This window comes from Proteus sp. G2674 (assembly GCF_009915195.1).
GTDB lineage: Bacteria > Pseudomonadota > Gammaproteobacteria > Enterobacterales > Enterobacteriaceae > Proteus > Proteus mirabilis.
Genome location: NZ_JAABLS010000014.1, coordinates 149,376 through 163,463, shown reverse-complemented (window position 1 = coordinate 163,463; position 14,088 = coordinate 149,376). Strand labels below are relative to the sequence as shown.

Below are 14,088 nucleotides of genomic sequence, written 5' to 3'. Positions count from 1 at the left end.
CTCAAATTAATCAATAACTGCCAATTAGCGTGCTGATATTAACACGAGAACACGGGTGAATTAAAAACAATCTCAGTAAAAGCTATTATGTTATTTTAGCTATAAAAAAACGGGAGTTTTATACTCCCGTTTTTTATCACATTAATGATTTAATCTTAGTCATCAAGATATTTAGCAATATAAGAAGCAGCTAAAAGTTTAGCTTCTGCTAATTGAGCAGCATTGAGGGCACGGGCTGTTCGTTTTAGCATAGCCTCATCACCTTCACCATTTTCTACAGCAACAGCAAACCATGCATAGGCTTCTTTCAAGTTACGTTTAACCCCTTTGCCATAATAATAGTTTATTGCAAGGTTATTTTGTGCCAAGCCATTACCTTGTAGCGCAGCTTTTTTATACCATTCATTCGCTTTACGTTGATCTTTTGCTACACCATCACCTTCGTCATACATCACACCAAGGTTATTTTGCGCATCTCGATTACCTTGATTTGCCGCTTTGGTATACCAGAATACCGCTTTGCTACCATCACGCTCGACCCCTTCGCCTTCATCGTAAGAGACAGCTAAGTTGTATTGTGCATCAGCATGACCTTGCTCTGCGGCTTTAGTGTACCAAGTCACCGCTTTTTCATGATCTTGTTCGATACCGATACCTTCATCATATGAAATCGCTAAATTATACTGCGCATCGCTATCACCTTGTTCACCGGCTTTTGTATACCAATATACTGCTTTTTCATGATCTTGCTCTACACCATCCCCTTCATCAAAAGAGACGGCCAAATTGTATTGTGCTAAAGAGAGTCCCTGAACAGCCGCTTTGTTATACCAATAAACCGCTTTTTCAGCATCACGCTCAATATCATCATTCATATCATACATTAACGCTAAATTTAATTGCGCTTCTGCATGACCTTGTTCAGCCGCTTTTGTGTACCACTCCAATGCTTTTTGTGTATTTTGTTCTACACCTTCGCCACCTTCATATTTAACACCAAGTTGATACTGAGAAGCGGCATTCCCTTCTTCCGCACTTTTTTCAATCGCAGGTAAAGAGAAGGCTGTTTTATCTTCTGACATAGCAACGCTACTAAAAAAGAGCGATGCCAGTACTGTTGCCAAAACCATCTTTTTCATAATTCACCAATAATAAATAGGATGTTTTTAATAATTAATTTTTATAATTATTACCGGATAAATTATTTATTCCAATCAATTTAATCTTAAAATCAATCAAAACATTTTTTAAATTTAAAAAAAAAGACAATAATTAACTATAAAGAGATGAAAAGTCACAAAATAAGAAAATTTAATTTTAAATTAGAAGAAACACGCAACCATTTTAACCAAATTGAACCACAATAAAAGAAATGATAGATTAGAGCCCCCCTAGAAAATGACTCGCAATTCAGCCCACACCACTGAGGCATGAGCTGAATAATTAATAGATAAAATAATAACTTACTTTAGAGCATCTGATACTTAACCTAAATGCTTAGTGATGATTGGCATTAAAGTCCATTCTTTAGCTTCAGGCAAAAGGGTTCCTTGCATAGAAGACAACTGAGTTTGATTAAACTGAGCCATTTCATGCACAATAGAGACTAATGCTTCATCACTCAGCACCTCCTCCCTTTGTTCAATCTGATAAGTGCTCTGCAGCTCCTCTTTATATTTATTTTTTAATCTCACAATAAAACTTTTATCCTGAGAAAGAAGAACTTCATCATCATTATCACGGGAAGATAACATCACTTCGCCTTTATCCAACCCAGTAATAAAAATAACATTTTTCCCTACATGATCGTTAATCGTGATCTCACCATGATGTTTGTTAATTAAGTAGATATCATCCCCCTCTCCACCTTCCAGATAATCATTACCACTCTCTGAAATAAGAACATCATTCCCTTTACCGCCATAGAGCTTATCATCCCCTTCATTGGCAAATAAAATATGCTGTCCGCCCTCCACAATAAGAGTATCGTTTCCTTTGCCCCCGGCAATTACAGAGCAACCTTGATTTTTATTTATCAACATATCATCACCTGTTAGCAAATCGATAATAGGTAATAATTCAATATTTTGAATTGAATTATGTTTAAGCAAATTAGATAAAAATGCGTGTTGTTGTAATGGCGGAGATAAATAAATATTACTATTTTCCATCATTATCTTATTTAAAATAAGGGATTCAGGAATAATAACATAATCATCAAAATAACTGATAGATAATTTTTCTTTAACAACAGGTATTAACAACTGTTCGCCACTATCACTATTTGGCAAAATAAACATCTTATTGTCTTTATCAATAAATCTGATTTGAATACCTGAATTTAAAATTTTATTTAAACTTTGTTCAGTCATGTTTATATCTATAAAGCGATGAGCAGCTGGATTATAGCGATGAGAGATAACACCGTTTTCAAACTTAAGATCATACCCACTAACATCCGGTAAAATAAAGGTAGATAGATTATCAACACTTTCATCATCAACTGTTTTACTAGGAAATATCTCAATACGCTCATTGCTGTTTTGAGCTATAAACGTTTTTAGCTGATAAACATCAACACCTGCGGTTAATGTTATTCGCGTATTATGATCAATGGCTAAATAAGTATTATTGCTACTATCTCCTTCAATAGATAATTCTATCGAGTTACCGTTAGCAAGTCCGCTGTATTTTAATTCAGGCAGTATATTATATTTAACAGAACAGGAGCGTGAACGAAGATTAAACTCTCTATTATTGCTATTTATGTATATATATTCATATTTATCATCAAGATTTGAATAATTCTCCATATAGCTAAAGTTAAATAACGGTTCACTATTACAATTAGCATCACTATTATTATTTAAAATAAACCCATCATTTGTAATAATGCAATAATTAGTTAGTACATCAAAACTGTTCTCATTTTTAAATATGTTTTTTAAACGTATCGATGTTGCAGGAAGTGGCGTTTGTGTCTTATCTTCATTGATAATAAAGCCATTATCTAATAAAAAAACAATATCTGAACCAATACGTTTTATTGATTTTATATCTTTTAAGTTATGTTCTAGTTTAACAATATTTTGCTCAGATGCATTTTGATTATTTTCTAGTTTTTCATCTCCAGTTACTTCATTGATGATAATAGATACTTCTTTTTTTCCTTTATAAAAAGCATTTAGTCGTGAAATAATATAAGTATCATGCCCCTCACCACCATTAGCGAAACCTTCAGATAGCTTAATCGTATCATTCCCTTTTAATCCTAGGACATAATCATTACCATAAGCTGCATCAATATAATTATCATCATCACTTCCCATCAATATATCATCACTATTTCCACTACAAACAATATTTTCAAAGCTATCTAAATAAGCAATAACTTCATCAGTTCTAGGGGAAATGCTTGGCATTGAATCATTTATTATAAATGGTGAGGTTATTCCTGTTTCTTTATCAAAGAAATAGAATGTTGAAGGTTCAAATCCAATACTATTAGACTGATTTTTAGATCTTACAAATTTAACATAATTACCTTTTAAATTAATATTATAACCTGAGTATAATGGTGAATTATCAGCGATACGTAAAGTATCTATGCCGTCTCGCCCATAAAAGCGACTAGCATGATTAGGTGATTCAGTAACATAAAGATTAAAAATATCATTATTGTTACCACCACTTAATCTTTTTATACCATTATAAACATCAAATACGTTATGAGCATGTGCTGGGGCTGAAATAATATCATTCCCATTATTCGTATTAAAATAGAAAAACTCACCATCCTTTCCTAAATAATCATATACAGCACAAACCCCATTAACATTATGTGTTCCTAAATTAGCACTTCTTCTATTATAATTAATATTTTCTCTTGTATTCCTTGTTAAGTTTAAATATTCATTAGATTCCAATTCAACATTATATTTATATAATTCATTGACATAGAAATCAACATCATAAATAAGTACTTCATCAGTGCCTATATTTTTTTTAGGCTCATAATATCTAAGGCTTGTTGAGTAAAACCCAAATGAATTTGAAAAAGCTTTCATTTGAGCAGCTTCAGTTTCAGTATATAGCTCACCAATAGTCAATACTATTGGCTTATTATTTATAATAACATAACCAGAATCAATCTCTTTGGGTATATTAGAAAGTGAGTAATATCTCTTCTCAACAAACTCATATTCTTCATTTGTATAAAAATAATAACTTTGAGGATTAGATTCAATAAGCTTTTTATAAAATGCCTTACTATTCTCATCGACTCTAGTACGAAAATAGTTTTTGGTATCAAGTAATGTTATTTCATTTTTCTTAGATGAAGTTAAATCCCCAGTAAAAAGAACAGATAGCCCATTTTCTATCTCTTCACTAACAGTAAAATTAATTCTTTTTTTAACGTCTTCAATTACCCTTACTGCATTATAGATAGCTAAAAAAGCGGTAATGGCTGCACCAATCACAATTCCGACAGGACCTGCGCTTGCACATCCCGCTAAAATAGCAATTGAAACCCCAATAGTGACTAATGCTGAAACAACAGCAAAAGTACCATTGACAATATAGTCGATTTTTTTTCTAGTATCAGTTTCAGAAGATATACGACTAAAATTATCATAGGCATTATAAATATCAAAACCTACTGAAAGGATATTTAAAGCAATGCCTATACGAGTACTTATTTTCCCTGCATATTCTAACTTATTAGAACGATGTTTTAACATCCCTTTCGCAACAGCAATTTCAATGATTTCAGAAAGTCCATTATATGCCATTTCAGACCACATTATTGCTAAATTTCTTACTATCTCTTTGCGTTCATGTGGTTTTAAATTTCCATTTTCGAGAGATTCAATCATATTTAAAGTTGAAACTATAGTTTGCCAAACTCCAAAACCAATATTTGCATAACCAATTTTTGATATAATCCTCATATGGCGAGGTATTTTCAGAGAAGGATTTCGTAACTCATGCCAATAATTAGAATCAATATTGCTATTATTTAGCTCAATAATTTTCATTAACCGTTCTTTAGCTACAATATAATCAGTTCTCGACGTATCTGGTGAAAGGATATTTTTAATATTTTTTTCTTTATTCTTTAGAATTTTTTTTAACAAAGAAACTATTTTCTGATCTATTTCAGAGCCAGAGGCGGATAAAAAAAAAGTCATTTAATTTTTCTGCATCAAACTTTAACTTATTTTGCCAATTTGGAATATCCTGTAAATTAATACTGATGATAGATTTCCCATCAACGCGACATCCCAGATCATATAAAATAGCTTTATCAATCTCAATACCAGCAATTTTAATGATATTCTGTTGAATTATATCACTAGAAATTTTATTTTTAAGTATATTAAATTTATCAAATAGTTCAGAGGAGATAATCCCTTCCTCATTAACATGATAAATGACTCCAGAAACAGAGGTTTCATTTGAATAATCCACTGCAATATTATTCTTAACATTATTTATTTCATTTAAGAAGCTAAATAACTCTACGGTCATTTGTTCTCTATCACTACCTGTTATATTAATTACACCGACGTCAGAAATAAAAACACGATAAATAAAGCGACCATCTTCTGTAGTCGATATATTTAAATTAATCTTTTTAGTATTTATCTCTAGCAGATAATTACCTATAGATAATTGGCTTACTTTATTATTAAGAATACCATCTGCAATTTTAAATATATTATTATTCATTACTTCTTTTTGTGAAATATCGGCAAGTAATGCATTAAAAATAGACAGGTACTCTAATTGCTGTGGCGTTAATTCATTATACGCTAATTTTATATATAACTTTTCTAATAGATTAATATGTGCCATTAAAGTATCATGAGTAACTTTTCCATTTAAACTAGCATATAGCAATGTTAATAAAGAAGAGGTATCACTATTATTATCAAAAGGCAGTCTTAAAATAAACGTATCATATTGATTTTTATTCTGAGAAGATTGAAGTAATTTTTTCTTCAATAATAAAATAGCATGGCTAATATTTTGTCTATTAGTCTCTATTTGCTTAACAGTATAAAAAACATCATGGATAGACTTATCTTTAAAATTATTTTTTTGTGTTAAGTAAAACTGAGTTTTTTCAATATCACGAATAAAATGAGTATAACTTTCTTGATTAGAAACTAATTTCAATAATTTACCACGTAATGTATCAAAATCAGTAGCAAAAAACTCCATCAATATTGATTTAGAGGCATCAGATAATGTATCAATACAACTAAGTTGATCATGAATCGCATCAACCAATAATTTAACATTAATAAACTTTTCTTTTAATGGATCATTTAAATAATAATCATGAGTAAAACTAGCCAACCATTCTTCTCTGCTTATTTTTTTATTTATATATTGATTATATTTTTTATTTGAAAGTGGATCATTAATAATTTGTTTTAATATATCCACATAATTTTTCTCAGTTCCAAATATCGTTGATAATTCCTGAGAATAGCGATAACCTGCATATTCTGGGGTTAGCTTTTTATTTATGATTTTATCAATAAAATTATTTTCAATCGTAGTATCAATATATTCAGTATTAATTTTATTAATTGTATCAAGTAATCGTTTATCAGATATTACAGCTTCTAAAGCTTCAGTAACGGTGCTTCGATGATTATCGATAGCAACTCCTTTTAAACTTGCATCGTAAAGATCAAAAATAGGCTCACTTGGTATTAATATATCCGTTGCTTCTAATACAACATAATATTTATTATTTTCTTTTCTTTGCGATACAACACGAAAATGCTTACCCGGAGCAATCATCACCTGATCAGTAAATCCATTACTAATACCCATCATCGTTCTAGCATTGTGTTCTCCTAAGATAGATATAAAAACATTATTGTCATCTTTTTTTATCTTTTGAGCATTTACACTACCTCTAAGAACACTATTAATGGCAATCACTGCTCCGGTATCAATATTTTTTGTATAAGTGGATAAATCATCGACATAAATAGATTTATAAATTGGTTCTTTTATTTCAGGTAAATCTAATATGATATTAAATATATTATTTAATCGAATAGAATCAGAACGGTTTAAATAATTTTCTGGAGTAGACATAATAAAATTAAAAATCTTATATCCCCCTCGCTTAAACCAAGATAAATCTCTTTTATACTGATTAATTCGTTTTTTTAAGTTTATTGGTAATTTGCTATAAACACCATAACTATCTATGTCTTTCTTAGCCGCCTCAATGTGATTGTAAGGCGATTTTAATAGCTCTATTTCTTTATTGGCTTGCTGTGAGCTTGTATTGATAATATTTTCTAATTTATTACTTCTTATTAACTTCAATTCATAATCTGAATATTCACTATTAATTTTATTTAATGGTGATTTATGCTTGTTTTTAGCTGAAAATATTTTTTCCAATAGCTCTCTATTATTTAGATAATTTTCAGAGGACTTTCTTCTTCTTGAAAAGTAACTTTCTTCGATTCCCTCATTCCACCTTTCATTTAAAGGTGATATAAATCCATTATTTATCACTAATTGCTGAAAATCTGAAAATTCTTTTGCATCACGTATGATGATAACATTGTTCTCAGTAACAACAAAAAAATCTCTTAATGTATTGTTATCTGCATTTAATTTTTTATCTAATAACTCATTTGGTACAAAAAAAGTCGCAGGAAAATTATCTGTTATAACTGAAAAAGGATTTGCATCATCAGCACCATGATGGATCATCTCCTTTCCTTTTTCTCTCTGTAATAATCTATTGAGTTTATTTTTTATATTCTTAACATGTTGGCTAATTATACCTAATTGTTCACCTTCATAACGATCATAGAGATCTTTATTATTATAATACTCTTGGTAAGTAGGTGATAACTCATCATAATTAACACTACTTCTCCATTCTTCCCATGGAATAGCTTTTCTTACTGTTGATTTTTCATTCAAATCATTATAAGAATACATAACAGTAAATAAATCATAATCTGCAATCATAGGTTTTTTCGATATTGGATCAGCCAGTACATTAATAGGGATTAATTTTCCATTATCGTAAGAATTAACTGTATAGGTGACTTTCCCGTCTTGATCAACTTTAGATAAATAGAAATAATATTCTTTATTATCAACACGACATGTCACCTGAATAATATCTGTTAAGAGATCAGAATAATTTAAAATATTATTTTGCTGCAGTTCTCTAACACGCTCTGGTGAAAGTGTAAGTGGCACTGAGATAGCATACCCTTTATCAAGAGCTTCCTGATTTGCTAGATTATATTTAGCCACATTGTTTCTAGCTGATAACTTAGCAAGAGATTGATCAACAGGAATAAACCCTGCCATAGGCCCCCAATCAGAACTTTTCCCTTTAATTAAAAGCCCTTTACTGCTGTATTCTCTAGATTGAATTAATGTCGTTGATCGCGCATCTATAGGTCTAACGCCAATAATCACATTTTCACTATCCGCTGCCTGCCTAAATGCTTTCTGATCATTTTCAGGCATACCAATAGTAGGAATAGGCTCCTGCCCAATAGGCGCTAACGTCAAGTTTCTTGATTGATAAATAGAAAATTTTCTAACTGGATCAGGTTGATGATATTTGCAATTGTAAAAATTATTATATTCTTCACGATGACTGAAACTAAATTTTTTAACTTCATGGCCAAATGATCTTAAGATCCTATCGATTAAAAAATTATTTTCATCTGTAATTTGATGATCATGGGCAATATAAATACCAGTTTTATATTTTAACTGCTTTACTTTGTTTACAACTGAGATTAAATCATTATTAGATGAACTTAAGACGATCCCTTCAGGGAAATAACCTCTTTTATTTAGTAAATGAAATAAATCAAAAACTTTTTCACCACTTTTATTATGTCCATGTAACAATATTGAATCTAAATCAACATTATAATTTTTAATTAAATAATCATATGCTTTTTCACCTGCATCAATATCTGTTGAAGCATCAATAATAAAAAAATCATAGCCTGCATTATGATATTCTTGAGCAAAGTTTAAATAATGAGTCTCTAAATTATCAATATCGGATAAAAGTAGAACAACTTTTCTCATTGTACTTCGTTTTTTATCAGAAAAGGAATAGTAACCCTTTACTCCTGCTGCATTAATAGCTAATAAGTCACTTTCTCTTATTTTATTTTTAATAAATAATTCTTTATATTTGATATTATGACTAATTTTTGCATTTTCTTGTTGATTTATTGCTATTCCTTGATAATTAATAATATTACTACCAACTATACTATCTAAAGTTTTATTATTTATTTTTATTTCAGCAAGTTTTGTAGCATTAATGTCAATAATTTTTTTGAAAATAAAATTATTTTTACTATTTTTTTCTAAACCATATAGCAGTCCAGCATTGATTTCATTAGATTTAAAAAAATGATTAAGATAAGATATGAATTTTCTTTTAGATGAAAACTCAACCATACCAAAATTAGGATCGTAAAGACCAAAATTATCATTATTTTTATCTAAATTAGCCCAAACGATAATAACGTGATCTGATGTATATAATTGCAGATAACAACTACCTGAATTAAGCTTTTTATTAGTAAGCTTATTAATAACATAATCTAATGAACGTTTATCATTATTTACGCTTCCTACCGTGTTAGAAATTTCATGATGATTTTTACTTAATTCATTAAGACACGACACAAGATCCTGACTTAACTTCTTGAAATTATATTCATCATAATGTTTGTTATTTATTATTGATAATGCCGCCATTAAATTACTAATAAAATTGCGACTTCTTCCAACATCCCCCATATGTTCTAAATATTTTGCAACTAACATTAGCATTGTCAGTGCTTCATCTCCCCCTTCTATACTATTTTCTGAATTAAGCAGAAGTTGTTTCTGGGGAAATAATAATAACTTTGCTTTATTATCTATACCATTATTATTATTAACTTTATCAAATAATAGAGTGAAATTTTTATATTGTTTATTTTTTGCTCCTGATCTTTCCACTCTTAAGTCTACTTCTTTGACAATAGCACCTAATTGTCTTTTACTCAGAGTATATTTATTCAATATGATAAAATCTAATATTTCTTTTATCGTCATTTCATGATAATAATCAGGAATAACTGCTTTTATATCATCTTGATATCCTAATAAAAAACTTTTTTCATGTCTCAGCAAAGGATATAAGGTTGATAAGTTTTCATATATTTTATTAGCGTAAAAAATATTGTCTAAATATTTTTTTATTTTAGCACTATCTTTTATTTCACCTATAATAGGTTCATAAGCGACATACTCTCCTGCTAAACCATCATGTTCCCTCCATATTGTATTTTCGTTATTTATTGATGAAGGAATATAAATAGTATCATTTTGGGATCTTCTAATTTGATTATTTTCTACATTAAAAATAGGTGTATTTAATCTACTGGAAATCCCTTCTACATATATAATCCCTTCTTTAAAATTATAAAGCTTATCTTTATCAGCAACAATTAAAACTGTTTCATTTTCAATTGTATTATCTATAACTAAATCATAAAATTTTTTGATACTAATATTTTTTTTAATAAACTCATTATGAAGTCCATTAGTGTCATTCTCCCCCGCAGCTATAAGTGAAATATTATATTTTCTACATATTTTAATTAGTTTAGCTAATTTTTCATTATTTTCTAATAAATTAATAATTCGAGTATTAGTTTTTACTCCATTAAGATAATTATTTAAATCCTCCTGATAGATACGAGGTATTAAATCTGTGATAATCTTTTTAAAATTGCTTACTAGTTTTGATGGGTTATTTATTATATAATCGACACTATTTTCGTTATTTTCAAATAAAATAAAACCTATACCTGTCTTTTTAATATTCTTAATAGCTAATTCTTTTATATCCCCCTCTGAAACAATAGGATCAAGATGAGAATATTGACTGCTATCTTGCTGAATTAATTGATTTTCTGTAGTAAGAAAAAAATTATTTAATTCATTAATTTCTAATTGTAATACTCTATTCACATATTCATTATTAATGAATACTTCAGTAAAAATTTCTTGTCTTGTTTTATTACTATTCTTTTTATATTTATCAATTTTTTTATCTATAATTGATAATAGTTCTTTAACACCTTGGTTATTGTTAAATGTCATTAATTCATCATATGTTAATCTCAAATGGATTTGATTATTACCATCATAATAAATCATATTCTTAAGTTGATTATTATCTATTTTTTTTATTATTTCTAATATATTGTTTTTATTGTTATCAAGTACTATTGTATAGTCATAACTTACTATCCCTTGAGGCCTTTTTATATCATCAGTTAAGAATTTATGATTAATAATATTATCATAAATAAATTTACTCTGTTGAAAATTACCATCATTTATTCCCTTTACCATAACTTGATAAAGCTTAGTTGCGATAGTGCTATTTTTTTTTGCCAGAGTAAGAATTTTATTTTTTTCCCACTCTAATTTACCATAAAAAAGAAGTTCTTCTATATTTTTTTTTATTTCTAGCAATTTATTACTTATAGGTAATTCTTCATATTTATTAATAAAATATGAAATATTATTAATCAAATCAAAACTGGATCTTAGCTTTTCAAAGTAAATATTAGAGTTTAATTTTTTGATTATTTTTGTTATTTTTATTATATTGTTTTTAATCTCTCCCTTATAACGGTTAAGATCTTTACTAATAATACTAATGTATTCATTATGATTAAACTTAATATATCCGGCAGGATTATCCCCGCCCCATACTGTGTTAAATTCTATTGGTGTAATGGCGACATTTTTATTTGTTTTTTTTAAGATTATTTTACTGGCATCTTCAAATTCAATTATTTTATTTATATTATCTTTTAGTAAATAAAGTGCATCTTCTACATCACTTTCAACAATACTTATATCTATTAATTTATCATTATATTTTATTTGTACAATTAAAATACCTCTTTCATCATAATGTATTACCCTAGCTGTAACATTTTTCGCAAGTTCTAATGAAAAATCAACTGTTTTTAGATTTTCTGCAATACCTTTATTTATAAATGTTTTTCTATTTTCTGATGACTTATCATTACTAAATAAAGGTTTATAATTTTCACTTTTAACTTCAATAAATTCATCAAAATAAAACAATGGTTCATTTTCTATTTTAGTAAGCCCATAAGTTTTTTGTTTTTCTCTAATAATGTTTTTTAAGTCTTTGATGTTATCAAATTCAAATGTACCAAATTGCGGATCAAAGAAAGAAATTTTATATTTTCCTTCTGAATATTTTTTATAAGTGATCGCTATTTGATGTCGATCAAACCCGACAAATATATATCTGCAGTCCTTTCCTGTAAGTAATCCATCTATTTTTTTAAAAAGTAACTCTTCATTTAAGAATTTATTTTCTTTATTAACTGGTTCTAATCCAAGGCCTTTTAATACCTTAGCATATGGAATTTGACCATCAAAACTATTATAGTGATGTATTATCCCATTAATTCTTTCTTGTTGATAAGCCTGAAAATAAATGATATTTTTAGTTTCTTCTGTTAATTGCATCAATTTGTATTCATAAATAGCTTTTTGTATTTTTTCCTTGAATCCTCCAACATTCTGATCACTAGGTTTAGTTTTATATAGATCGGCAAAATTTCTTAACCATTTTAGATAATTTTCTGCACCTTCAATACCACTGTTTCTAACTTCTATTAAATATCTTAAATTTAATCCTTCCATCACAATATCTAACAACTGCCCAGTATAACTACTCATAGCTATATCTAGTTGTTCTAACATATTTTTTAATGGTAAAACTAAATCTTTACCGGGTGAAAATACAACTCTCTCGCCATTTATTTTTTCAACCATCCATTTATTATTTTTCTGATAAATTAAACTTTCAGCTTTATTTTTAATTTTAGCATAATTTTCAGTTAGCAAAGAAATCGCATTTTCAATATTATCTGTATAGATATGAACAATCACTTCACTATTATCTTTATTATTTTTTACTAAAAAAACCTTTTTGTAATCATATAACTCTATTAATTTAATGGAGAAATCTTCATTAACTTTGACAACTTCTTTAATCTTTATACTATTAATAATCTGTTTACTTAAAAAACGTTCATTTATTCCCCATTTCTCTATATTGTTCGCTAATTTCGTGAATTCTTTTTTCTTATAAGCAGTAAACTGTACTTCAACTTTCTCATCTATATGGTTTATATTGTTAAATAAATAATCTAATAAAAGCTTTCTATTATTAAATGAACGTTTTTTCTTATTGTTACTAATAATTTCATATTTACTTTTTTCATTATTAATGTGAATAAAAAATCTCTTTCCATAAAAATTAAGATCATAAATACAATATTCATTATTCGTGAATAATGACTCTAACGATCTTTTACTGGTAGTAATTTTATTCTTTGCTTTCTTTGCTTTTTTTGCTTCTATCTCGTTAATAAATAATTGTATATTCTCATCTAATTTTTTTTTGATAGATTGCATATTTTTTGTTTCTTTATTTCTATTATAAATAGCAAATCCTTCTGCTATTTCTGATAAATAATCTTGTGCAATATCTTCATTTTTATAAATACTGAGAATTAAATATTTTTCTAAAAGTAAGTTTTTTATTTCGTTATAATCTATAGTTTTATCTGTTATGTTATTTTTGATATATTCTTTTATTCTTTTAGCAAGAGGATCAAAAATTCTATCTAATATTGTTATTACATGATTATTCATACAAACTCCTTTTATTTACAAAAAATATTGATTATTTAATATTGATTAGCTATAAAATAATATTTTATACAATATATTAATTATCACTTTCATAAATTAACTCTTTGAACAATATACTATTTATATTGCATATCATGTTTACAGGATTAATGAATAAAACAGGTATAATATTATTGATAACAATACATTTAAGAATATATTAAAACCATATTTATATATAATATAAATATTTTTATTTTCCAGATATAAAATGAATAATCATATCTACACAATGAATTATTATAAAAA

Annotated in this window: 3 protein-coding genes; all 3 read right to left on the bottom strand. The window is 27.7% G+C overall.

From position 1 onward, the window contains the following. Positions 1-155: 155 nt before the first annotated feature. Positions 156-1,139 (bottom strand): SEL1-like repeat protein, encoded by a 984-nt coding sequence (locus tag GWI58_RS06890; protein WP_004245216.1) that lies wholly within the window; start codon positions 1,137-1,139, stop codon positions 156-158. A 345-nt stretch (positions 1,140-1,484) separates the two neighbouring features. Further along, positions 1,485-5,192 (bottom strand): calcium-binding protein, encoded by a 3,708-nt coding sequence (locus tag GWI58_RS06885; RefSeq protein WP_161769033.1) that lies wholly within the window; start codon positions 5,190-5,192, stop codon positions 1,485-1,487. Next, positions 5,161-13,800 (bottom strand): anthrax toxin-like adenylyl cyclase domain-containing protein, encoded by an 8,640-nt coding sequence (locus GWI58_RS06880; RefSeq protein ID WP_161769032.1) that lies wholly within the window; start codon positions 13,798-13,800, stop codon positions 5,161-5,163. The genes GWI58_RS06885 and GWI58_RS06880 overlap by 32 nt, the downstream gene beginning before the upstream one ends. Positions 13,801-14,088 lie beyond the last annotated feature (288 nt).

Excerpts from the sequence above, each read along its gene's own strand:
- GWI58_RS06880 (WP_161769032.1), bottom strand. The coding sequence starts at position 13,800 with ATGAATAATCATGTAATAACAATATTAGATAGAATTTTTGATCCTCTT.
- GWI58_RS06885 (WP_161769033.1), bottom strand. The coding sequence starts at position 5,192 with ATGACTTTTTTTTTATCCGCCTCTGGCTCTGAAATAGATCAGAAAATA.
- GWI58_RS06890 (WP_004245216.1), bottom strand. The coding sequence starts at position 1,139 with ATGAAAAAGATGGTTTTGGCAACAGTACTGGCATCGCTCTTTTTTAGT.